This window comes from Algibacter sp. YIN40 (genome assembly GCF_057219435.1).
In genome coordinates this window covers 377,138-402,644 of record NZ_JBXVVC010000002.1, presented here as the reverse complement: position 1 = coordinate 402,644, position 25,507 = coordinate 377,138, and the positions used below count along the sequence as shown (strand labels likewise).

Here is a 25,507-nt window from a genome sequence, read left to right as displayed (position 1 = left end):
AAATGAGTAGATACAACAGACATATCATTTTATCTGAAATTGGTTCTGAAGGTCAAAACAAACTTTCAAAAGCCAAGGTATTGGTTATTGGCGCTGGTGGTTTAGGTTGTCCGGTGTTGCAATACCTTGCTGCTGCAGGAGTTGGCACTTTGGGGGTTATTGATTTCGACAAAGTAGAACTTTCAAATCTACAACGCCAGGTGCTATTTGGCACATCTTCATTAGGAAAAAATAAAGCACTTGCTGCAAAAGAACGATTGGCAGATTTAAATAATGACATCAAAATAAATGCTTACCCTGAAGCGCTCACTTATCATAATGCCCTTGAATTATTTGAACAATATGATATTATTGTAGACGGTTCTGATAATTTTGAGACACGATACTTAGTTAATGATGCTTGTATCATTAAGAATAAACCATTGGTTTTTGGAGCTATTTATAAATTTGAAGGGCAAATATCTGTATTCAATTATCAAAACGGACCAAGTTATCGCTGTCTCTTCCCTAACCCACCAAAAAAAGATGCCGTTCCTAATTGCTCAGAAATAGGGGTTTTAGGAGTGCTTTCAGGAATTATTGGCAGTATGCAGGCTAATGAAACTCTCAAAATCATATTAGGCATTGGCAATGTTTTATCAGGTAAATTACTTTGCTATAACGCCTTATCAAACAAAACGTCTACATTAAAAATCAATAGAAATGACACCGTTATTAATGGCGTTTTAAATGGTCAATCTACATTTAAAGAAAGAGCTTTAAATATTAATTGTGCAACTGAAGAACTTATTTCCATTTACCAAGTAATCAACAAAGAGAATATTCAATTTATTGATGTAAGAGAAACTCATGAGCAGCCTAAAGTTGATGAATTGCCTGTTCAATCTATGCCACTCAGTTCTTTGCAAAACAATTTAGGACAATTAAAAAACAAGACGGTGAAGTACTTTTTCTGTCAGTCTGGTATAAGAAGTAGAAAAGCTGTCAACTTTTTAAAAGAGCAACAAATCATAAACTGTTATAGTATTCAGGAAGGTGCTTTAGAAATAAAAAACTATTTAATAGAACAACATAAAGAAAAGACAAATGTCAAATAAAAAACCAAAAAACGTATTTAAGGAAGGTGCAATTTCTTCGGAATTCATTGGAAGTTCCATTTATAAGCATCAAACTAAGACAAGTATTGGTGCCCATAATATTTTCCTTGGACAAGTAAGAGCTGATGCCATTGATGGGAAAACAGTTTCAGCCATTGAGTATACAGCTTATGAAGATATGGCTAATCAAAAGTTTCATGAGATTAGAGAAAGAGCTTTTGAAAAATTTGAACTAACATGCATGCATATTTATCACAGTTTAGGCACTGTTAAAGCTGGTGAAATTTGTTTGTTCGTTTTTGTGTCCTCATCAAGAAGAAAGGTAGTTTTTGAAGCTTTAGAATATATTGTTGAAGCTATAAAAGCTGATGTTCCCGTATTTGGAAAAGAAATTCTTGAAGACGAATCTCATCAATGGAAGGTAAATAGTTAAGTTATGGTTGATATCACACATAAAAGTATAACATTACGAACTGCAGTCGCTCAAGCCATTGTAAAAGTTAGCAAACCAGAAACGATTCAAGCAATTGAAAACGACACCGTACCAAAAGGCAATGTGTTTGCTATGAGTAAAGCAGCAGGATTGTTAGGTGTAAAACGTACCCCAGATATTTTGCCAGATTGCCACCCTTTACCAATTGAATTTACAGGTGTTGAATATAAGGTTGATGGGTTAGAAATTAGGGTTCTTTTTACCGTAAAAACCATTTACAAAACTGGCGTAGAAGTTGAAGCAATGCATGGCGCTAGCGTTGTAGCTCTAAACATGTATGACATGTTGAAGCCTATCGATAAAGGCATTGAAATACATGCTATAAAATTACTCGACAAAAAAGGAGGAAAATCAGATTTTAGAGATACATTTAGAAAAGATTTAAGAGCAGCTGTTGTTGTTTGCTCTGATACGATTTCTGCAGGGCATAAAGAAGATAAGGCTGGTAAAGCTATTATTAGTAAGCTTGAAAGTTGTAATGTTAAAATATCTGAATATGTAATCATTCCAGATGAAGTTAAAGATATTCAGCAAAAAGCAAAATCATATCAAGAACAAGGCATCGATATGGTAATTTATACAGGAGGAACAGGTCTCTCAGGAAGAGATGTTACTCCAGAAGCTCTACTTCCCTTATTAGACAGAAGAATTCCAGGGATTGAGGAAACTATTAGGAGTTATGGTCAAGAACGTATGCCATTTGCTATGTTATCGAGAAGTATCGCTGGCACTATAGGAGACACTTTGATTTTAGCTCTCCCTGGTTCAACAAATGGAGCAAAAGAATCTATGGAAGCTATTTTTCCAGCCATATTACACAGTTTTAGAATTTTAAAAGGCGCCAGACATAATTAATGGAAACCAATAAAAACATATTACAAGATTCACATGGTAGAGATCATACATACCTTCGTATTTCATTAATTGAGCGATGTAATTTACGTTGTACGTATTGTATGCCAGAAGAAGGGGTTCAATTATCTCCTAAAAGTCATTTAATGACTTATGAAGAAATTTATGAGATAGCAAAAATCTTTGTAGATAATGGGGTTACTAAAATTCGATTAACTGGAGGCGAACCTTTAATTAGAAAGGATATTCCTGTAATTTTAGGAAAACTTGCTAAGCTTCCGGTTGAATTATCAATTACTTCCAATGCAGTAATTATTGATAAATTTATTGATGTTCTAAAAGCGAATGGTGTTAATAAAATTAATGTGAGTTTAGACTCTTTAGATGCAGTTAAATTTAAGCACATTACCAGAAGAAATGACTTTAAAAAAGTCTATAATAATATTTTATTATTAGTAAAAGAAGGTTTTACTGTGAAAGTAAATGCTGTGTTGATGAAAGGTTTTAACGATAATGAAATTATCGATTTTATCAATTTCACTAAAGACTTACCAGTATCAGTTCGTTTTATAGAATTTATGCCTTTTGATGGCAATAAATGGAACATTAGTAAAATGGTTTCTTATGCCGAAGTGATGACTTATGTAAATGATACTTTTCCAAAAGATAAAATTGAACGTTTACGAGATGCACCAAATGACACTTCTAAAAACTATAAAATAAAAGGTTATAAAGGGTCTTTTGCTATTATTAGCTCGGTTACTAATCCGTTTTGTGATTCTTGCAACAGACTCCGTTTAACTGCTAACGGACAATTAAAAAACTGTTTATTTTCCTCTGGAGAATCAGATTTACTAACAACCTTAAGAGCTGGAAATTCTATTGAACCAGTTATTCAGAAAGCAGTAAAGGCAAAGTTTAAAGTTCGTGGTGGCATGGATACTTTAAAGAAACTACAAGAACCAAAACTGCACAATAAAAACAGAAGTATGATTACTATTGGTGGATAAAGTTTTCTATTAAGTACATCCAAAGCAAGCCTAGAAAATAACTAATATGTTTACACTTATTTTAAGCACCAACTAAAAGTCTAAAACACTACTCTTTTAAAAAACTTAGTTTTGAATATCTTTTACGTTACGATAACCAGGATTATCCTTATACCAATCCTTATATCCAGAGCCTCCCGATTCAGCCCAAGTGATAAAAAAATTATAAGCTTTTGCTATGTCAACTTTTTCTTTTGGAACCTTAAAATCATGGATTATACTTATTGCCCAAGGATATCCACTATCTGAAATATAGTTACCATCCTGATCACTGTTTACAGCATTTTCTTGTGGATTATATACTCCTAAAGTTGTTGTGCTTTTATATGGCAAATGTACTTCTTTTTCTCTATTAGCATCCACTATTATAAATGGATTGAAAGGAGCTGAGCCTAAATCATCAGTACTTATCGGTTCCGTAAAATTAATAGCTATGGTAGTTTCACTTAACAAGGAATCTGCATCATCAGATAAAATAATTACGGCCTTATCTTGATTCGCTTCTGTTCCATTAGCATTTAAGTTTATATAGTTATTTACTAATACTGTTCCAGTTACACTTTCTATTTGCGATGGTACTAAACCTTCTATCTCAAATCCAATGCCATTTGTATAACTTGCCCCATTGTTCTTAACAAAGCAATTAAAATCAATTTTAACTGCTAAATTTTGAGCATTTAAGTAAACAATAGCTTGATAACTTAAAGCCAAATCATTAAAATCATAATCCCCTTTATAAGGCCATAAATCTTCAAAAGCAACAGTCCCTTTTCCATACTTACTAGGTGTAAAATATTCAAAAGCAATATCCGGGTTATCTGGTGATGCATCATTAATATCTAAAATACCGTCACCATCTGTATCTATTTCATTATCATTTATAGAAAATATTCTAAATGTTGTTAAATCATTAATTGTCCTTCCTAAATCGCTATTATTATTAGCGCTTACTCCATAATTATACTTCCAACCACCAGTTTGAGTGTCCATAATAATTAAATCAGAACTACTCGCATTATTTGCAAGCCATAATTCCTGATTAGAATCGAAAGTCATTGATGTTGGCTGAAATGGGAGATTATCTGAACTTATTCGAAAACTTTGATATTCATTATTTGCATCTAGTTCCAGTCTATACAGACCTGAAAAAGTACATAAAAACAGTGTACCGTCTTCTGCAAAGGCCAAATCACCTCCACTTGTACTATGCAATCCATTAATAATCCAAGTATTTAAATTAACTCCGTTTGTTGGATCGTAAGTATATAACTTATTTCCTGTGGAAAAATAAAGCAATCCATCTCTATAATTATAGTCTAATCTTGGACCGCCTCTTCCAATGTTAGCAACAATTTCCCATGTTTCATTTTCTATAGAATATTTCATTAAGGGATATGGGCTACTTTTACCTATAGAATACAAGGTTTTATTCTCCTGATCTATTGCACAAGTCCAGCTTCCCATGGGCATATCTGACAAATCAGTTAGGCCACCAGATAGAGGATCTACTTGAAATAATTCTCCCGAACCATTTACACAATACAAATAATCATTGACTAAATCTCCAGAAATTGATTTTCCACTTGCACTTTTACTTGTAGAAGTATGATTATAATTAACTTGTTGATTCAAAATATTTTCAATCGATGAGGTGAATTTAAGATTATCATTCCTTCGGATATACACTTTATCATAAAATGTTGGTATACTAATAGTTTGATTCAATATACCATTAAATGGTACTCCAGAGAAAATCAATTTATTCATTACATCCGACTTATAAACATCTTCCGTTACTACCTTGCCTTCTTGGTTTTCAAAAGTTTCTGTTCCTGCAAAGTATTTTTCATCAGAATAAGCATAAACATCATACAGAACATTACTTTCATTATCATTTATAGTAATCTGAACTTGGTTGTGTGTACTAAAGTCAAAACCATTAGGAATTGAAATAACATTACTTGACTCATCATTACTCCCCTCTAATTCTACTTCGGTAGATTCGTTAGTTTCTATATTTGGAATCACATCACAACTAGAAATGAAAAATAATGCTGACGTAATAATAAAATTAAATACAAGTTTTTTCATAATGCTTTTTGCTTAAAATGATCTAGGGTTAATTTAATTTTAAGTAAAACTATTTATATATAAGAAACTCTTTCTAAATAATCTTTAATTAACATTTTCATATAGATAACATGCCATTTTATGTAGACGAGTTGTTTTGTCATAATTACCTATAATATTAATTAAATATTATTTAACTATATTTATTCTAATTACTATTCAACATATGTTAATCCATCAGGAACCTTTCCTGTTCCTATAGTGCTAACCAAGTTAAACGTTTTCATATCTATAACTTCAATTTTATTAGCATTTGAATTAGCCACAAAAGCATATAACCCATTTGGATGCATCAAAATCCCAACTGGACGCGGCGTATGATAAAGTGCTCTTTCTACAAGATTTTTTTTACCTGGAATACTTATGGTTTTAATTTGTTTTTTTGAATATGTATCGTATACTGAAATAGTCCCATCACTTGAATTAGGAACCATACAATACTTCCCATCGATAGAGAATTTAAGTCTTAAAGGTTCTTTCCCAGTAGCTAAAGTATCGGTAATTTGGTATGTCTTAGTATTAATAACAGAGATGGATTCTTCTTTATTATTAGTTACCCAAATTTCACCTCCATCAGGCGTAATATCAATACCTTCAGTGCCTTTTCCACAAGGAATAATTTTAATTACTTTATTTTGCTCAAGATTGATAACGCTTACCGAACCAGAATTAATATTTGTAACATAAGCAATTGGTTTATTTGGATGAAGAACCAGTAAATGACTTACTACTTGTTTCGTCAGTATCTTTTTTTCAACTCTACCAGTTTCTACATTAACCACTACCAAATCATTACCTCCATCTGTTACCACTCCAACATTATTGGAATTTGGAAAAGCAACAATTCCATGCGGTCTTATACTTTCATCTAGGTCAATAGTTTTTTCTATTTTATTGGTTTTTGTATTGATTACGGTTATGCTATTTCCAACAACATTTAGGCTTCCATAGTTAGTAATGACAACCCTATCCTGGTTATCTAATGTTGTTACCTCATGCGGTAGCACATCAATTGGGAATTTTGTGACTTCTTTGCCTTTGAACAAATCAAAAACAGTGATACTGCTACTAAGCTTATTTACAACGTATAATTTTCCAGTCGTTTGAATTGTATAAGAAGGTCTTCTTATGACAAAAACCGATATCATCAATATGACTAACAAAATTATACCAATGAATACTAACTGTTTTATTCTCTTCATAATTAATTTGAAAAATATTGTTTTAAAGCGAACTGACATGCTCTTACAGTTAATGCCATATAAGTTAATGATGGATTTTGACTTCCTGAAGAAGTCATACAACTCCCGTCAGTTATAAATACATTTTCAACATCATGCATTTGATTATGTTTATTTAAAACGGATGTTTTTGCATCTTTACCCATTCTTGCAGTACCCATTTCATGAACTGCAGATCCTGGAGCGGGACTTGTTCTATAACTCCCAATATTCTTAAACCCTGCTTTAATCAACATATCTTCACTAGATTTAGTCATATGTTCCATCATTGCTAATTCATTAGGGCCATATTCAAAGTCAACCTTAATTAATGGCAATCCCCATTTATCAATGTTTTGATAGTCTAATGAAATCTTGTTTTCGTAATTTGGAAGTGTTTCACCTCGACCTCCTAGAGAAATTTTCCACTCCCCGGGAGTTGCCAATTGTTCTTTTAAAGACACTCCTATTCCTTTGGTTGCTTTTGACTGCCAATTCTCTCTTTCTCCTTTACCTTGAATACCATATCCTCTTACAAAATTATTGTTGTTAGTTTGACTATTTAAATTCTGGAATCTTGGAATATAAATTGTACCTGGAGATTTACCTGTGTAATATTTATCCTTAAATCCCTCATAAGTACCATAAGTCCCTTCATTTACAACATGATCCATTAAATTATGCCCTAATTGACCGCTTGAATTCCCTAATCCATTTGGAAAAGTTGGTGAGGTAGAGTTCAATAAAATAGCTGTTGTAGCAATTGTTGAGGCATTTAGGAAAATTACTTTTGCATAGTAACTAATCTCCTCTTTAGTAATAGCATCAATTATTACAACGCCTATTGCTTTTTTTTGTAAATCATCATAAATAACTTCTTTTACCACAGAATTTGCCCTCAAAGTTAAATTACCTGTTTCATGAGCGTCTAGTAATGTTGATGAATTACTACTAAAGTAACCTGAAAAGGGGCAGCCTCTGCTACAAAGATTACGATATTGGCAAGGGCCTCTCCCTTTTTTAGTTGCTGTTAAATTAGCAACCCTACCATTAATTATTACGCGATCTGAATACACCCTACTTACCATTTCTTTTAAATGTAGTTCAATGGCATTCATAGGTATTGGAGGTAAAAAAATACCATCAGGTAACTGTGGTAAGGATTCAGAACTTCCACTAATTCCGACATAATCTTCAACGTAATCATACCATTTAGCCAAATCATCATATCTAATCGGCCAATCAACACCATGCCCATCGTTTTTATTTGCTTCAAAATCCATTTGAGAAAAACGATAGCTTTGACGGCCCCAAGTTAATGACCGACCTCCAACCTGATAGCCTCTTATCCATTTAAAAGGTTTAACTTGAACATAAGGATGTTCACTATCCTTAACAAAAAAATGTTTGTTCCCAGCATCGCAATGACTACTTTGTATTGGTCTTTCCTCTAATTCCTGATTGGTTAAATGGGCTCTATATTTAAAATCCCATGGATTTTTAAAAGCTGTTGTATAATCTTTAAAATGCTCAACATCGCGTCCCCTTTCCAATACTAGAGTTTTTAATCCTCCTTCCGTGAGTTCTTTAGCAGCCCATCCTCCACTTATTCCTGATCCTACTACTATAGCATCAAAAGTATTATATTGTGTACTATTTTTCATAGTCTAAATTATTTGGTTGCCCATGCCTTTTGATTAACTTTTAATTTCGTAACGGCATCATATCTTCCAGGAACTGGCATATATGCTAGATGTAGAGTTGCTCCATTATAAGACGTACAATAACCCTCAATAGTCAATGTTTTTAGTATATTAAAAAAAGAGCGCCCTCTTAGTTTGTTGTTTATTTTTAATAGTATTCCTGAATAAGACGTACTCTCCTCTAAATTCTCTAATAATTGTTTTTTTTGAGTTTCTGAACATTCCTCAAAAATGCTATTAAAACTATTAAAACTAGTTTTTTGTAGATCATTTAGACCGTTTATAAAATTATTATATTCTTTTCTAGAGGCGCAGTCTTCCACATAGCTGATTATATATTCATGTACTAAGCTCTCCTTTGCTCCTGGAGATGTTGCAGTAGGTATAATCACTTCTACTAATTCAGCTAATAAATCCTTGTGAACTTTAAGACTTCCTTTTTTTTTAGAATTTCCAATAAAATATTTTGCCCCATAAACAGAAACAAAACCAATTCCTGTCAAACCTAAAATTCCTCCTATTGCCTTTCTTCTATTCATTTTATTTTAGCTAATATGATTAAGTTTACTATAATCATTTAGGTCAATTTTCGCTAAATAATCCATAACGGGAAATAAGCTTTGAAACATAGTTAGTTTTATAGCTTTATTATTTATAATCTTCTGGTTATAATTTAAAATATAAATTTGATTATCTAGAATAGCTTTAACTAAATGACTTAAGTCTTGATACTTCCTTATCATGTTTGTATTAACAAATCCTAAATATTTTAAATTAAATTGGCTGGACATAAATCTGGCTCCTGCTTTTACAGCTGAATTATCTGATTTAAATTTTTTTATGTCGACGATAGATATATGACCACAATTCTCTTTTATTTCCTTCAAAACATTATAGGTATTGTCTTTACTGTTATTATTAACCAAACAAATCTCTATATCTTCTATTTTATTTAAGTATTTCACACAATGGTCTATATCAATATCATTTTCATTGTTGTGACATATGATTATGATTCCTGTTTTCATTTTTTTAATTTTTTTGGTGTGAGTTTTTCTTTATTGATGGATTAAAACCACTAACTAGCTCTTTTAGCGCGTTCCCAATTTACAGATTGTGACTTTTTCATATATCTAAAAAACCCCAGTACTACAGAAAGATTCATAATAAAAAAATAATATGGCACAAAAAGCGCTTTTACTCGTGTTAATCTATTTTCTAAGAACCAGCCGAATAAGGCTGCGCAATAAAACATAGCCTGTAGCCTAAATAAAATTGAATACAATCCAAAATCAAACATTCCCTCATTGTAAGCTAGAACAAATGAAACTGGAATTAACAGTAATAGGCAAAGTGGTGTTAATGTCCAACGCAAAACTCTGTGCGAGATGTATTGAAACGAAAGTGTTCCATATTTAAAAACATTTAGTAAAGACTTTAATCTTACTACTGATTGAATACCTCCTGCTGAAATTCTAATTTTACGTTTCAACTCTTCTTTTACATTGGCAGATGCCGTTTCGATGGCGTAGGCTTCAGGATCATACTGTATGGTATATCCATCTTGGGCAACACGTAATGAAATAATAAAATCATCAAGTAAAGTATCTTTTTCTACATGTCGGTACAATTCAGTTCTAATAGCAAACAATTCACCTGCAGCACCAACAACAGAGTATAATTCTGCATCCCATTTTTTTAAGGTTGATTCGTATTTCCAATATAAGCCTTCTCCTGCGCCAGATGCCACATCACTTTCTTTATCTACAATGCGTTTTTCTCCAGACACGCATCCTACCGTATCGTTACTAAATAGGTTAACAATACGTCTTACAGATTCCTTTCCTAGATTTGTATTAGCATCACTAAAAATTACAATCGGTGTTTTTACAAACTCCATCCCGCGATTCATTGCTCCAATTTTTCCATTTCTGGCGTCCAAGTGATGTACTACCGCATTAGAATATCCTTTTAATAATTCAGGAGTACCATCATCTGAACCATCTGTAACCCAAACAATATTTAATTTATCTTTAGGATAGTCTAACTCTAATGAGTTTTTCATTTTTGCTTCCACATAATCCTTTTCATTATAAGCCGCAATAAATAAGGTGACTTCTGGTTCGTAGTTAGGGTCAATTTCTAATTTTTTTCCAATTTTAAAAATTCTTCTAATTTTAACAATTAGATATAGTAAGATCCCATAGCCAACATATGTGTAAACTATTATAAATAAAAAGAACCAAAAAATTATTTTTAATACTTCCATAATGTTTTTATACTTTTTCCCAAATCTTAGTTTCAGGGTTATATTTCTTTAATACTCTCGCAGGATTACCTACAGCAACTGAATAAGGCGGAATATCTTTTGTTACAATACTGCCAGCTGCCACAATAGAATGCTTTCCAATAGTCACCCCAGCCACTACCACTACATTTGCTCCAATCCATGTTTCGTCCTCAATGATAATTGGAGCGGTTGAAACTCCCTGAACATGAATAGGCATACTAACATCTTCATAATTATGATTTAAACCTGAAAGCGTTATATTTTGAGCTAGTCTTATATCGTTACCAATAGTGACAGGGCCAATAATTGTGTTGCTTAATCCTATCTTAGTCCGATCTCCAATAATTACCGGACCAACACCATTATTAATCGCTGAGAAATCTTCAATTGTAGAATCTTCACCCAATTCAAATTTATTCCATGGCACTACATCCATTCTTGTTCTAGGTCTTACAATAGCGCCTTTTCCTTTTTTATGATAAAATGGATTCACAAACCATTTAATCCATAATCTGGGTCTTGTCTGTTTTGGAATAAGAATTGACCAATGAACAATTTTTTTTAACCCTTCATTCGATTTTATTTTTTCTTTTAGGTCCATTTTATTCTTTATTTGGTAGCTTTAATAATTGAATTGTAGATCGCCTTTACATTATTAGTCCAAGTATGACTTTTTGCATATTCTATTCTATTCTTAATAAGATCGCTCGTATTTTCTGCAATGGCTTTATCTATTAAAGTCACATAACCTTCTTTAGTATCCGCCAAGTAAACGTGTTCTTTAAACATTTCCATAGCTTTTGTATTTGTAGCCACAATTGGTTTGCCCATAGCCAGATACTCATCTATTTTTCGAGGATAATTACCTATGGTCAAATTATTTTTTAATTGCGGATTTGTAGTCACATCAAAACCCTTGACATAATTAGGAAGTTCTGAAGCATCCTTTCTTCCAAGAAAAAATACATTAGACATATTATGTAAATTAGAATTTTTAAAATCTTCATCTTCTGGTCCTACTAGAACAATACTCCAATCTTTCTTTTGTTCTGCAACAAACTCCAATAATTCAATATCTAATCTTAACGTAGTTAAGGAGCCTACATAACCAAAAACAGGTGATGGAATATCTTTAAACTCATCAGGGATTTTAATAGTATCATCTTCATCATTAAAAAGAGACACATCACAACCTTGCCCAACCATGTAGCTATTAACGTTGTATTGTCTACAAAAATCCTCAAAAAACTCAGAGTTAGTTAAAACCACATCTGCTTTTTTAACAACTTGAGGCTCTATGCGCTCACCATGCTTTTGCCAATAAGGCACTTTTACCAAATAATCGCGCATGTAATAGACGTAGGTTTCTGGCTGTAAAAGCGCTTTTAAATGAAGTCCTAAAAACATAGAACTATCGTTAAAAAGAATGACATTTTTAAAATCTAATCTAGAGACTGCAGATTTAATATCGTTTGCATAACCAATCGCATTTTTTTTATTTAAAATTTTAAATATTGCATGTATTGGAATAGAGTTAATAGATTCTGTTAAGGTTTTTGGATATAAGTTCCATAAGTTTAGACCTATTTCAACTAAACCATCTTCTTGTCCATTTTTTATTCGGATTCGTTTTTGAATAGTCTCTCTATCTCTTTGACTTCGCATAACAGCTCTTGTCATTGGTGGATTTACGTATAAAACACGGTTGTTTTTAGAAAACTCTAAAGCGATGTTTTTACAGTTACTTCCTATTTCTATATCCCATGCTTGAATACCAACAACTATTATATCTTTACCTTTTATCATGATATATTCTTTTTTGAATGTTCTGAATGGATTAATTCATAGAGGCTCAGATAATGTTTAGCCATATTTTTCCAAGAGAATTGTTTACTTCGTTCTAAACCATTATCACAAAGTAATTTTCTATACGCTTCGTTATTTAAGATTTCTATGAGTCCTTGCGTAATTTCTGCTGAATTAAACGGATTTATAATGTGTGCTGCCCCACCAGAAACTTCAGGCATTGATGATGTGTTTGATGTAATAACAGGGACATTACAAGCCATAGCTTCTAACATTGGAATACCAAAACTTTCCCTAAGTGATGGATACAAAAAGACATCGCATTGCGAATAGATAGATGGTAAATCTGTATTTATGACGTAACCTGTTAAAACTATATTGTTGATAAGGCTTGAGTCATTTATTTCGACTAAAAGCTTATTTAGCTCCGTTTTATCATAATCAAGCATAACGAGTTTGTGGTTAGATCCTGTTTGCTTTAAAAAATCTGAAAAAGCTTTTAAAGTTCCTTTTGTGTTTTTCTTAGGATCGGTATTTCCTAAGAAAAAGAAATAGTTGTCTGGCAAATTATATTTGTCTTTTACCCTTTGAAGTTCTTCTTTATTTGTAACAGGTTTAAAATGTTCACTTACGCCATTATAAATAGCATCAAGTTTATTATCTCCTTTAATACCAAAGAATTCTCCAATTCTATTTTTTTCAAAATGAGACACTGTAATTACTTTTTTACTCTTTTTTACAACACGCGGTACTACAAGCTTTCGGTATAGGTTTCCAAATTTTTGATAGGTACTCGCACTGCTTTTAAGTATTTTTAAATAACTACTTTCCATATAAATAATATCATGTAGTATTGTAATTAATGGAATATTATTACAGAAAGGTGCAGTATTACTTGTACAATGTAAAATATCGCAACCGTATTTTTTTACAGCTTTTGGTAATGCCATTTGCTCCCAAGTTGGATAAGGCCCTCCACCTAACTCAATGATTTTAAAGTTTGATGTTTCACTAAGTACTTTATTATCTTCATCTGGCTTTACAAAAATGAAATACTCGTTTTCTTTATCAATGATTTGAAGGTTTCTTATAAGCTCAAGAGCAACCATATCCATACCATGTTTCTTTTTACGAAAAAGCCTTTGACCTTCTATTCCAATTTTCATACTATATCTTTATTTTAATTAACTTCATGTTTTTTCAAATTGAAACTTTCGTTATTATGTGCTTTTTGTACTTGAAGTATGTTGCGTGTGAATAAATGTTTTATTTGCACCCTTAGTTTTTAACAGAGACAATAACATCATAAACATACCCTTTGGCAGATTAGATAGTGCCCTTAGAGTTACTATATTATAGAATGATCTTGGAACAGAAAAAATGAATGCTAGAATACATGAAACACTCAATAGAATCCAATATACAGTATAGTTGAATTTATTTTCTAAAAAATAATTTGTTAGAATAAAACTAATACTAAATAGTGTTACAGCTCCTAGTAATAGTATTCTTGGTGGTTGTACAAATTGAATAGCTTTATCAAAATAATCAATATTACCTTTAAAAATAAGATGCTTTAATGCCATTAAAATGTCTTTTCTAAAATAGTGTATTTGAGCAGACAACCATCGGCGTCTTTGATTTTCAAAAACTTCAGGCTTCTGAACTTTTTCATCATAAACCAAAGCGTCATCTAAATAAACGATCTTATGACCTTCTTTAAGCATTTTTAACTCTATCTCTTTATCGAAACCACCAACAGCAGTTACAGTAGACATCAGTGATTTAAAATAATTATATCTGAAAGCCATTCCCGATCCAATAATCGCAGATGAAAGCCCAAGAACTCGGTGGCCTTTTCTGAAAATATTATTATTAATCTCTTCACTTATAGCATCAAGAATAGCCCACGAATTATTTATATTCTTGGCAGTTCTATGGCCTTGAACCGCAATAAAATCATTTTCAAAAACAGCGTTTATTTTCCCTAAAAAGTCAGTTGCCATAATATTATCGGCATCTAAAACAACTGCGATATCATAATCATGTTGTAGTTCTGCCATTGCTTTATTTAATGCTTTTGATTTGGTGCTCTTTTCAAAGCTAACCTCTATTAGCTCTATTGGCAGTGCTTTTAATTCTTTAAGTGTTTCATTTTGGAATGAGTCTGCAATTATTACGACATCATAAAGGTGTGATGGGTAGTCTTGTTTCAAAGCTAATTTAGCTACTTCAATTATTACTGCATCTTCCATATAGCCTGGAATTAAAACCGTTATTCTTTTTAAATTTCCGTTATCTGAATATGCTTTTTGTTTATAAAAAACACTTGCAATTGAAAATATTAAAATGTAAAGTGTTGCCAACCCCAAAAGAATTAGAATAATTATTTGTATTGCATTAAATATTTCCATTTTAGATATATTGAACTTTGATATTGAGTTTCTACTAACTGATTAATTTAATTGTCTTAACTTATCTCTAACTTTCAAAGCATATTTTCGTAAAAACGGCAAGTGTTTTCCACTTTTAAGATTGTACATAAGAGATTCTGATTCAAATATCATTTCAAAATTTGCTGTACATAAAACTGGTTTTTTAGATATTCTATTTATTTCAACAGATTGGGCGTATTCACTTTCTATAAATAAAACGTAGGGTTTAGACATATAAGCTTTGGCTTTATGTCCACCGTGATTGTTAGCTTTCTGTCTCGCTGCCATATCAGGCAAATCCAACATAACAAGATCATTGTATTTAATATTATTAGCTTCCAACCATATTTCAGTTTCTTTCCTATATTTTTCTAATCGAGAGGTAACAATAGTGCCTATTTTACTTCCAGGAATAAATAAAGGTGGTGCATTGAGGATGAAATCTATATATTTTTCTCCATCATCATTTTGTTCTGGGGTTGGATCTGGACATAATACACCATCAATATCGAAACAAGCTTTTTCTAAGCTTGTATGGTTAAGAATATTCCATTGAAAATATCTTGGCAACGGTACAGTCTCGAAAAAATAATCTACCATTTTTTCTTTCCCAGGAATGACATAGATTGCGCAATATTTTATATCGAACTTATCTTCAAGATGTTTTAAAGTTTCTTTACATTCTGCCATAGCCGAACCGGAAGCTATACTATCGTCTACGACTAATACCTTTTTATGTTCTCCAGAATCAAAAAACTGACTTCTCGCACCAGCTTTATAAATATGACCGTTTAAGAACGAATCAATATCAGTATAAGGTCTGTTAAGGTACAGTGACAATAAATTTGCAGGGAGCATTCCACTTCTTGGAACGCCAATAATCAAATCAAAATCACGAGGTATAATACTCAATCTTTGAAGCATGGTATTATTCAAGTCTTTTATATTGCGATAATTCATTGTTTTAAATTTTTCTTAGACAAACTTACGTTTACAAATCACCGTCTTACGGGATATTTCGATGGATAGAACTTTAGTGTAGTTGAATGGAAGTTTTTTGTTTTTAATTAATCATATTGAAGCTAGAAGAATATGAGCATCACTATTATGCATAAACATGCTGACTGGTTTACCTATATGTAACATTTAGATATTGGACTCAAGAAGCTCCTATGGTAGGTATCAAAATAAAATAAATGTCTCTTAATATTCCGAATAACAAATCTATTTCTGCTACTCCTTGATTCAGTTATGCATGTACAAAAGAATTTATTGAAGCTCTTTTAACTTCCCTATAAGGGGAAACAAAAAAACCAAATTAGTCATTTATAAAATTCTATAAAGCAACTAATTCGGTTTCTTTCTCTTTAAAGGGCCCTTCAAAAATTTCTGGATTTGACATTATTGCCATAGAAGCATACATTAATAAAGAGGTTGGCATTCCTCCAAAAATAGCATTTCCATAAGAAGCGAGCATAACTCCTGCCATGCCTGATATAAGCGCACTGATTTTCAATTTTGTTATTGGATCTCGAATTCTAAACATCACTTTATAAGATGCTTTTCCTATAACATAAAATAGAATAATTAAATGAAGAGTTAAACCAACAACACCTAATTCTGCCCATATTAAAACATACCAACTATCTGTAGCGACATTAGAAAGAAATGCGGTTGGCAAAAAACGCTTTGCCTTATCTCCTGCATGACCAATACCGCCTCCAAATGGTCTCGAAGCAAGATATCCTTTAAGGATTTCTTGATTATCAATTCTTACTTGCAATGATTTATTATTAGGGTCAAATGCCCCTCTCATTCTTCTTATTTGATCATTACCGTTAGCGATGGTCGTAAACTTAAAAAACACAAAAATGAGTGCAATAAATAATACGCCCATGCCAAGTACTTTTATGTTTTTTCTTAAAACAAAAAATGTCATAAAACCAGCTAAAGGCACCGCAATGGATCCTCGAGTACCAGATATCATCATACCGTATAGACCCAATATTCCAACTGTAATAAAGAAAATCTTAGGAAGTCCCTTTTTAGTCATTGAATAAATCATAAAGACTACACCTGCCAAACCTTGATTTCCACCAAATTGTCCCGCATCACTGAAAAATGAAAAAATTCTTAATTTGCCAAATAGCAGATGGGTTTCAGCACCTCCATTATTTAACCAAGCTTGTTCTGCATAATCAACCCCAAAAAATAACTGTCCGATTCCTTTTAATGTTGCAATTATGGAAAACACTCCCCAAACATATAGAAATGTATCTAATTTTTTATTTGTGTTTATAAGCATAAACGTCAAAACAACAAAGAAAAAGAAATAAAATCCTAAACCTCTACCAGCAATCCATGGTTCTATCATTCTAGCCTCAGGATTTACAAGTTGCAATATGCAATATAACAACCAAATACCCGCCAAAACTGTAATACCTCTATTAGCAGGAGACCAATTAACCCGTTCATTAAATCTAGAAAATATTATGGCTAAAAAGGTTAAAACCATAATTCCATCTATTCCAAAACCAAGAGGTAAACCTTGTATATATCTTCCTAAACCAAGTAAAATAAAATTAAGGCCAATTGCTGTAAAAAATCCAATAATTGGATTTTTAAATAAAAGATATAAATAGATAGATCCAAACATAATAGCAAATAAGACACCCACTCCTATTAATTCTAATTTAGCAAGCACTAATGCAATTATAGCCACTAATGCAAATAATAATAATACACCCTTTACACTGCCTAGACTAGCAGAGCCTGATATTTTATCAAAAGGGTTTATATTATTACTATTTGTAATCATTTATTTATTAAACTCATAAGATTCCTCAAAACGATTACACGTTACTTTATTAAAAAGGGTTTTGTAAAAATTAATTCCGTGAGAAAAAATTTCTTTATAAGACAAAGTCAATTCTTTATTTAAAAAATACATGCCCATCAAAATACCAATTAAAGTGAATATTATAGATGCAACGGCGACAAGAATTAAAGATTTAAAAACAAAAATAGCTATAAAATCTCCTATGATATTCGCCGCTACCATAACAAATACTTTTATGGCATTTATATTAGGTTTGTTTATACTATCAAGTCCAATGCCTGTCATTCTATCAATTGGCAATAAAAGTCCATAAATAGAAAATACACGCACAATATCGACAACGTCAAACCCTGTAATTGGATCAACTTTTAAATATTGCTCTCCTGAAAGGATTAAAACTAAAAAATCAGCAAAGACAAATGTAAACAAACTCATTATAACGAATAAGTACGTCAATGCTCCTGAATAAGTGTAAAATAAATCTTTCACCTCTTTAACTTTACCATGAACACTAGCTTTAGACATTTTAGGAAAAGCCGTCGCAACAAAACTGCGCAGAGGAATCTGTTGTAATTCAGTCAATTTTAAAGGTATACTATAAAGTGCCACAGCAGTATTTCCCAAAGGGCTTAAACTAATAATTAAGATATCTGCGCTTCTTAATAAATTAGTACCTATGAGTGTAAACGTCGTATATTTTCCAAAATCTAATAATATTCTATTGGTTCTTGCGCTCGCCTTTCCAATCAATTTTGTGCCATCCCATCCCAAGACTATAGTTATTAAAGATGTAAAAGCATTTACTATAATTAAAGCGATAACTAATTCATTTAATTTCATTTCGATGAAAAAGAAATTAGCTAAAATCACTAAAAAAAATAGCCCGCTATTTATTGATTTTACGATTAAAATTTTATCATATTTCCTGTCTGCCTGTAAAACGACAAGGGCATTATTCCAAGGCAAATTAACAAGGGCTAATAATGGATACCATTTAAAAAATAGATTATAACCAGAATTAATAATTGCATCATTAAATACAGTATAGCAAAACACTAAAATAATTGCAATAAGAACAGTTGCCCCTAAACCAATTAAAGCATTTGATCCTATTAGTTTAGTTCTAGAATCGCCATCTGCTCCAGATAAAAAGCGTATTAAACCAGTATTAGTAATACCAAACCTAAACATTTCTACAAAAGAACCTCCTGTTACAAATAGCACCCATTCACCAAAAACATCTAAAGATAAAGTTCGAGCTAGTAAAGCAAACCCGCTAATTCCCAAGGCAGCTATAACAAGGTTTCCTGTTAATGACAAGAAATTATCTTCGCGTGCTATTTTTTTGAGCATTTTCATCAGTCCTTTTTTTTAAATTTGATTTTTTGAGAAAAATTGGAACTTGAATATTGATTTTATTTTTTTTCTAAAATTGGTACGCTTTTTTGGTAAATCTCCCAATACGGATTCAATTTCATTAAGATTTACACCATTTACTATCATTTTAAGTTTTGATGCACAAGCCTCTCTTAAATTACTAATTGCAGATTCATCAGCATCCGACCAAGTTCTATTCGAACGACACACAAGAATATCTAAATCAGCATCTGTAATTAATTCTACCGGATAATTAGAATAGATTAATGCAGGTATTTCTATGATGACAAACTCTGGTTTATAATCAAGTACAATATTATTTGAATCTAAAATATCCGTGTAACTTTTAGCGCTATAAAACTTGTTATCCATATTATAAAAATGATGTTCTGAAAAATCAAGGTAACTTGACAGATCTGCTAAGAATGGGTTGTCTATATCTATACGAGAATCTGGATAACCTAAAACTTTATTTAGAATAGAAGATTTTCGTCTTTGTTTAATAGACATTTGTTTTTTATCATAATTGAGAAGTAAAACTTTTTTACCCTCTTGTTTTAATGACTTTGCAATATTACCAGCTATTACCGTTTTACCTTCTAATTTTTGATTACTAAATACGATTATGGTTTTTGTATTTTGTTTTGAATTGTGTGCGCCAAAATATTGTAATATATTTTGTGTAATAATTTCAATTAATCTTTTTTGAACAAAAGGTAAATTAATTCCTCCCGCATCTAATATGAATTTAGGCATCATTCCTAATGATACAATTCCTGTTTTTTTACTTGCTCGGATATAATTTTTAAGGGTATCATCAAAATACTCCATAGCAAAAATAATCCCTAGTGTTAAAAGGCCTCCTAAAAATGCAGCCGCAATAATTAACACTGCTCTTTTTGTTGGATTTGGAGATAAGGGATAATATGGGGTATCAATAGTTTTTAAACTAGAAGAAAGTTCACTGTCCTGTAACTTTAGCTTAGCTAAGTTTAATCCATGAAGAATTTCGAGGTAACCCTGTTCTGAAACAGAAATCTCACGTTCCAACCTTTTCATGTTTGCTCCTGCAGGGGCATAGTTTGCGTATTTTTTTTGAAAGGCATTATTTTGTCCTCCTAATACATTAATTTTAGCTTTAAGTTCTTCGGTTTCAACTACATTATTCATCCAATCTGGGAGTACTTTATTAATTGGCAGACCGTCAATTGAATTTTGATATGAATATAATTCATCAACATTCTTTTTTATATCGCTAATTAATGTTTCTGCCTGAGTTTTTAAGCTCGTTATTTTTATTAAATCTGTCTCCTTGTTACTAGACTCAAGTTCGGCTTGTGTTAAAGCAATTTTAAAATTTAAATTTCCTAGTTCTTTCTTTTTATCAAGAATGCTATTACTCTTTGTCTGAATAACTTCTTGCATTTGTAATTTTTCTTCTAATTTTATAGTCCCTGCTTGAAGTCCTGCCAATTCTGCCATATTCTTCTTAAATTCAACCTCCATGTCTTCTTTTACTACCGCAACAGCTTTACTCTGCTCGTAATAGTTTATAATATTAGAACTTTTACTAAACTGAAGAAGTTCGTTTTCTGCGTCTTTTAAGTTATCTCTAGCCTTATCTAGTTCATTTTCAAAATATTTAACTACAGCATCTGACCTATTTTCCTTTATATCTTTATAATTTATTATACAAACTCGACTATAAATAGCAAGAGTTTGCTGACAAATACCAGGATCATTTACAGTGTAGCTTAATTTAATCAAGTCACTACTGTTTATCCTCTCAGCTTTTATCTGAGAAATAGCTTTTAGCGAATAATGATCATCTTCGTCATAATTAAGTAACTCATAAACAAAGTTATCACTCCCGCTTTTCATTAAGTCAGTTAAATTTTCTACCGTCTTCTCATAATTTTTTCGATCTATTTCCTCTGGAAATAACTCTTTGTTATAATCTCCTAGTTCTATTTCATTATTGTCAATGTTATTCCCTGTCTCCACATACTGATATAAATTTTTTGGAATTTTTTTTTGAAATTGATCAAATAGTGTTTTAGATATATATTTAGGATTTGAGTCAGGAAGCATTAAGTGGAGTGCTAATAACCTAATAGCAACCTCTTCCTGAGTTTCTCTTGATTTTATAATATTAATTAAATTATCAAATGCAGTATTTGTAGCTTGGTAATTAAACTTCTTATCCATTTCAATTGACGACCCAGTAGCAAGACCTGTATATAAAATAGTTTGTGAAGAATATTCATGCGAAGGATTCATAGTAAGTAAAATAACCATAGAGGCAAGAAGCAAAGGAACTATAAGCAAAAGTATCAAGTGCTTTAAAATTAATCTTACAAATTCAATAATATTCATCTCCTTAATTTAATTGTGTTAAACCAAGTTCAAACCCAGCCATATCTTCTAGCATAAGTTTGGAAGTAATAAATTCTGACATCGCTTTTGTGTAATCTGCTTCCAAATTTTCCGTCATACTAACTATTCTTACATATTCTGATATTGGTACTACACCATTTCTAAATTCTTTTTCAACCATTTGCAAATTCACTCTACCATCACCTAAAGACCTCGATCTAATCTGCAGTAATTTTTGTTTTAATAATAAATCTTGATACATTCGTATCACAGTTTGCCTTATTTCTTCTTTTTGAAATTCAGCCATACTCTTCGCCTCATCAACTTCTAACTTTGCTAATTTGATTTGACTTTTTCTATTAAGAAAATCAAAAATTGGAATCTTTAAATAGAACCCAACGCTATAGTTAAATTGTTTGGCAGTTGTTAAGGCTGCTGTATTAGATATACCATCTTCACTAGTCGCAAAATTGCTTAAATTACCATATCTGGTATCTGCTTGAATACCTAAATTTCTGGACCAATATATACGCTCAGATGCTAAAGTTGATTCTTTAACTCCTATGTGTTGATTTCGGAATTTTACCATTGCACTTCGTTTCAATACAGAATCGATCACAACTTTAAGTGTAGGAAATTTAAACTCATTACCGCTTATTGAACTATTACCTAATTCAAGTGTTTGTGCTTGGGTATTGTTAAATGAAACAAGCATTAAACTCAAAATTGATATTATTTGAAAAAGTTTATTCATTGTCTAGACATTTTATATGAATGCTTATTTCAGAAAAATAAGTCTTAGATGGTATCCCAAAGTATCTGACTCTCATAATTGTACTTTTCATTATAAATAAATTTTATTATGCAAACTTACGTTGACAAAATACCATCTTACCAGATATTTCGATGGATAGAAGTTAAGTGTAGTCGAATGGAATCAATTTGATGTTTATGACTATGGAGTGCTATTTCGATAAAAATAGATTATTAAGTAACTGTTAGTTATTACCATAAATTACTTTACTCCCCCTATTATATAATCTAAATTGTTTTATTTTTAATATCAAATATAAAATCCAAAAGACTAGACTAAATTACTTGAAGATTGATTAAATTTTTTTTATGAATCTCAAAAAAAAAATTAAATGTTATGCGAAAAATAAAAAAACAGAAAAGGCAAAGATTTCTCCTTCACTTCAACCTAGTTATTAAACATTTTATTTAGGTACTAAGTTTTAGTTTTATACTGTATCTGACTGAAGTAATGCTGGTATAGTTCTTAAGATGAGTTTAATATCATACCACAAGGAATAATTATCCCCTTTAAATTGATCGGCATATTCAATGTCAAGACGCATTCTTTCTTCTTCAGACATTATTCCCCCTTTTCCTCTAAGTTCTACTTGCCATAAGCCTGTAATTCCAGGAGGTGCTAAAAATCGTTTTGATAAATCATCTCCGGTCAATAATTCTGCCTCATAAACTGGTAAAGGTCTGTTACCCACAATAGACATATCACCTATCAATACATTAATCAGTTGTGGCAGTTCATCTATACTCGTGTTTCTTATAAATTTTCCAACTTTTGTAATTCTTGGGTCATCAAGAATTTTTACAAAAGTAGATTTGTTTTTGGCTGCTTCTTGTTTTTTAACATTATGCCAGTAATCACATATTTTGTCCATTCCTTCATGAAGTACTTGTGAGCAAAATTCTGCTTCAGGCAAACTGCTGCATCTTGGACAGTCATTTGTCTCAGTGTCTGGTATTACGGTTTTTTCTAAGTTGTATTGGTTTTTTTCCTTTGCCAACTTAGCCAACAACTTATCCGAACCTATTCTCATAGAGCGTAACTTATAAAAATCGAATGTTTTTCTACCCACACGCTTAGCGATATAATATACTTTTCCCTTGGATTCTAGACGTATTGCGAGCATTATTATTAATAGCAACGGTAACAACATTAATAAGGCTAATGAAGCAAAAACTATATCGAAAATCCTCTTTGATAATGGAATTCTAGAACTGTATTTATGTTTGACAACCTCATTTATTTCTGCATTATTTAATTTTTGACGGTGTAATGATTTTGATCTTTTTATAATTTGTTCTGCCTGAGTTGAAGTGGAAACGAAGTAATCATTAATGCCTTTGTTAAAAGCATCTTTATAAGTCTGGCTGTTAAATTCTTCAGATACCAAAATAAAAGGTATGTTAACTAAATTTGGATCTTGTTTTATTTGGTCATATAAAAAAATCCCATTATTACCAGGTAAATTATAAGTACTTACAATTACTTTTATGTCTTTGTTGCTATTGAGGATATTTAAGGCTTCCAGTCCGTTCACTACTGAAATTATGATCACATTATTTTCTTTTGCGCACTGCATATAAATTTCGGCAGAACTTCCAACATATAGTATCGTCATAATAAAATGGTTGTATGGATTAAATTGTTTTTTAATCGTAAATATTTAATTGATTACCAGTTACTTGCATAATGAATTGGAAAGAGGTTTTTCTTAACTAATTCTTCAAGTTCTTCTGGATTAAAAGGTTTTGTTAAGTAATCTTGTGCTCCAAGTTTATAGCATTTTATTCTTTCTTTACTTTCAATCTGTCCTGAAAGCATTATAATAGGTGTGTGTTTCGTATATCCTTTTAACCTTATTTCTTGCAATAACTCAAAACCGTCCATGTTAGACATTTGAATATCACTTAGTATTAAGTCTGGTAAGTTGGTTTCTAACCATTTTAATGCCTCAATTCCTGAGTTTGTTGTAGCAACCTCATATTGCGATGACAAAAAATGTTCTAATAACACACAGGTTGTTAACTCATCATCTACAACTAATATTTTTTTCTTCATGATTTTATTTAATTATTTCTACTTTTTACTTTAAATAATAGTTTTGAAGAACTCGATTGTTTTTACCAATCCTTCATCAAGCCTTATATTAGGTTCCCAGTCTAGTTCTTTTTTTGCAACTGTAATATCCGGTTTTCTCATCATTGGATCGTCAGATGGCAACGGCCGATAAATAATTTTTGATTTCGATTCTGTAAGTTTTATGACTTTTTCTGCAAGTTCAAGAATTGTAAATTCGTGTGGGTTTCCAATGTTAACTGGCCCGATAAAGCTTTCAGGTGACCCCATCATTCTAATCATACCTTCAACTAAATCGTCTACATATTGAAAACTGCGTGTCTGATTACCTTCTCCATATACCGTAATATTTTGGTTTTTTAATGCCTGCACTATAAAATTTGAAACAACTCTTCCATCATTAGGATGCATTTTAGGGCCATAAGTGTTAAAAATTCTTACAATTTTAATTCTAACATTATTCTGTTTATGATAATCACTAAATAAGGTTTCTGCAGCACGTTTGCCTTCATCATAGCAGGACCGCTCGCCAATAGGGTTTACATTTCCCCAATATGATTCTGGTTGAGGGTGTACCAATGGGTTTCCGTATACCTCACTTGTAGAAGCCTGTAATATTTTAGCATTTACTCTTTTAGCCAACCCTAGCATATTAATGGCGCCCATGACAGAAGTTTTTATCGTTTTAATGGGATTATATTGGTAATGAACTGGTGAAGCTGGACATGCCAAATTATAAATTTCATCCACTTCAATAAGATATGAATTTATCACATCATGACGTATCAACTCAAAGTATGGGTTATTAAGCATATGCACAATATTTTGTTTCTGTCCTGTAAAGAAATTATCTAAACAGTAAACTTCATTTCCTTCATTTAATAATCGTTCACAAAGATGTGAACCTACAAAACCAGCGCCACCAGTTACAAGAATTTTTTTTCGTATCATAA

The 25,507-nt window shown here is 31.5% G+C and carries 22 protein-coding genes; 4 read left to right on the top strand and 18 right to left on the bottom strand.

What is annotated here, in order from left to right; all coding sequences use genetic code 11:
- Window positions 1–2 precede the first annotated feature (2 nt).
- Genes moeB through moaA form a run of 4 tightly spaced genes read left to right on the top strand, consistent with a single transcriptional unit; the run spans window position 3 to window position 3,452 of the window.
- Entirely contained in the window at window positions 3–1,097 is a 1,095-nt protein-coding gene (gene moeB / locus AC2D6V_RS09630) for a molybdopterin-synthase adenylyltransferase MoeB (RefSeq protein ID WP_484647926.1), read from the top strand.
- Window positions 1,087–1,530 (top strand): molybdenum cofactor biosynthesis protein MoaE, encoded by a 444-nt coding sequence (locus AC2D6V_RS09625; protein ID WP_484647925.1) that lies wholly within the window; start codon window positions 1,087–1,089, stop codon window positions 1,528–1,530. Before moeB ends, AC2D6V_RS09625 begins: the two co-directional genes overlap by 11 nt.
- 3 nt (window positions 1,531–1,533) lie before the next feature.
- On the top strand, window positions 1,534–2,445 hold the full coding sequence (gene moaCB, locus AC2D6V_RS09620; RefSeq protein WP_484647924.1) for a bifunctional molybdenum cofactor biosynthesis protein MoaC/MoaB: 912 nt from the start codon (window positions 1,534–1,536) through the stop codon (window positions 2,443–2,445).
- Window positions 2,445–3,452 (top strand): GTP 3',8-cyclase MoaA, encoded by a 1,008-nt coding sequence (gene moaA / locus AC2D6V_RS09615; RefSeq protein ID WP_484647923.1) that lies wholly within the window; start codon window positions 2,445–2,447, stop codon window positions 3,450–3,452. Before moaCB ends, moaA begins: the two co-directional genes overlap by 1 nt.
- 105 nt (window positions 3,453–3,557) lie before the next feature.
- Here the strand turns inward: moaA and AC2D6V_RS09610 are convergent, their stop codons facing one another.
- The 18 genes from AC2D6V_RS09610 to AC2D6V_RS09525 form a co-directional block, all read right to left on the bottom strand.
- Window positions 3,558–5,582 (bottom strand): LruC domain-containing protein, encoded by a 2,025-nt coding sequence (locus AC2D6V_RS09610; RefSeq protein ID WP_484647922.1) that lies wholly within the window; start codon window positions 5,580–5,582, stop codon window positions 3,558–3,560.
- Between the two features lie 194 nt (window positions 5,583–5,776).
- A complete protein-coding gene (locus AC2D6V_RS09605) occupies window positions 5,777–6,823 on the bottom strand; it encodes a cytochrome D1 domain-containing protein (protein ID WP_484647921.1) in 1,047 nt (348 codons plus the stop codon).
- Window positions 6,824–6,825: 2 nt separating this feature from the next.
- The gene (locus AC2D6V_RS09600; RefSeq protein ID WP_484647920.1) at window positions 6,826–8,505 is read right to left on the bottom strand and encodes a GMC oxidoreductase; all 1,680 of its coding nucleotides are present in this window, start codon (window positions 8,503–8,505) and stop codon (window positions 6,826–6,828) included.
- Window positions 8,506–8,513: 8 nt separating this feature from the next.
- The gene (locus AC2D6V_RS09595; RefSeq protein ID WP_484647918.1) at window positions 8,514–9,083 is read right to left on the bottom strand and encodes a gluconate 2-dehydrogenase subunit 3 family protein; all 570 of its coding nucleotides are present in this window, start codon (window positions 9,081–9,083) and stop codon (window positions 8,514–8,516) included.
- A 6-nt stretch (window positions 9,084–9,089) separates the two neighbouring features.
- Window positions 9,090–9,572 carry a glycosyltransferase gene (locus AC2D6V_RS09590; protein WP_484647917.1) on the bottom strand — a complete coding sequence of 161 codons (483 nt, stop codon included), beginning with the start codon at window positions 9,570–9,572 and terminating at the stop codon, window positions 9,090–9,092.
- A gap of 50 nt (window positions 9,573–9,622) precedes the next feature.
- On the bottom strand, window positions 9,623–10,813 hold the full coding sequence (locus tag AC2D6V_RS09585) for a glycosyltransferase family 2 protein (RefSeq protein ID WP_484647916.1): 1,191 nt from the start codon (window positions 10,811–10,813) through the stop codon (window positions 9,623–9,625).
- Window positions 10,814–10,820: 7 nt separating this feature from the next.
- Complete coding sequence (locus AC2D6V_RS09580) at window positions 10,821–11,435, bottom strand: acyltransferase (protein ID WP_484647915.1); 615 nt, start codon at window positions 11,433–11,435, stop codon at window positions 10,821–10,823.
- Window positions 11,436–11,443: 8 nt separating this feature from the next.
- Window positions 11,444–12,640, bottom strand: a complete 1,197-nt coding sequence (locus tag AC2D6V_RS09575) for a glycosyltransferase (protein ID WP_484647914.1) — start codon at window positions 12,638–12,640, stop codon at window positions 11,444–11,446.
- Entirely contained in the window at window positions 12,637–13,806 is a 1,170-nt protein-coding gene (locus AC2D6V_RS09570; protein ID WP_484647913.1) for a glycosyltransferase family 4 protein, read from the bottom strand. The genes AC2D6V_RS09575 and AC2D6V_RS09570 overlap by 4 nt, the downstream gene beginning before the upstream one ends.
- A gap of 54 nt (window positions 13,807–13,860) precedes the next feature.
- Entirely contained in the window at window positions 13,861–15,054 is a 1,194-nt protein-coding gene (locus AC2D6V_RS09565; RefSeq protein ID WP_484647912.1) for a glycosyltransferase family 2 protein, read from the bottom strand.
- 42 nt (window positions 15,055–15,096) lie between these two features.
- Window positions 15,097–16,035 carry a phosphoribosyltransferase gene (locus AC2D6V_RS09560; protein ID WP_484647911.1) on the bottom strand — a complete coding sequence of 313 codons (939 nt, stop codon included), beginning with the start codon at window positions 16,033–16,035 and terminating at the stop codon, window positions 15,097–15,099.
- 376 nt (window positions 16,036–16,411) lie between these two features.
- Complete coding sequence (locus AC2D6V_RS09555; protein ID WP_484647910.1) at window positions 16,412–17,893, bottom strand: O-antigen ligase family protein; 1,482 nt, start codon at window positions 17,891–17,893, stop codon at window positions 16,412–16,414.
- Window positions 17,894–19,273, bottom strand: coding sequence for a lipopolysaccharide biosynthesis protein (locus AC2D6V_RS09550; RefSeq protein ID WP_484647909.1), 1,380 nt, complete (start codon window positions 19,271–19,273; stop codon window positions 17,894–17,896). It abuts the gene before it with no gap.
- Window positions 19,274–19,285: 12 nt separating this feature from the next.
- On the bottom strand, window positions 19,286–21,667 hold the full coding sequence (locus AC2D6V_RS09545) for an exopolysaccharide transport family protein (protein ID WP_484647908.1): 2,382 nt from the start codon (window positions 21,665–21,667) through the stop codon (window positions 19,286–19,288).
- Window positions 21,668–21,671: 4 nt separating this feature from the next.
- On the bottom strand, window positions 21,672–22,421 hold the full coding sequence (locus AC2D6V_RS09540; RefSeq protein WP_484647907.1) for a TolC family protein: 750 nt from the start codon (window positions 22,419–22,421) through the stop codon (window positions 21,672–21,674).
- 487 nt (window positions 22,422–22,908) lie between these two features.
- Window positions 22,909–24,096: a sugar transferase gene (locus tag AC2D6V_RS09535; protein WP_484647905.1), complete on the bottom strand. Its 1,188-nt coding sequence runs from the start codon at window positions 24,094–24,096 to the stop codon at window positions 22,909–22,911.
- A gap of 53 nt (window positions 24,097–24,149) precedes the next feature.
- Entirely contained in the window at window positions 24,150–24,536 is a 387-nt protein-coding gene (locus tag AC2D6V_RS09530) for a response regulator (RefSeq protein WP_484647903.1), read from the bottom strand.
- A gap of 30 nt (window positions 24,537–24,566) precedes the next feature.
- Entirely contained in the window at window positions 24,567–25,505 is a 939-nt protein-coding gene (locus AC2D6V_RS09525) for a UDP-glucuronic acid decarboxylase family protein (protein ID WP_484647902.1), read from the bottom strand.
- Window positions 25,506–25,507: the final 2 nt, after the last annotated feature.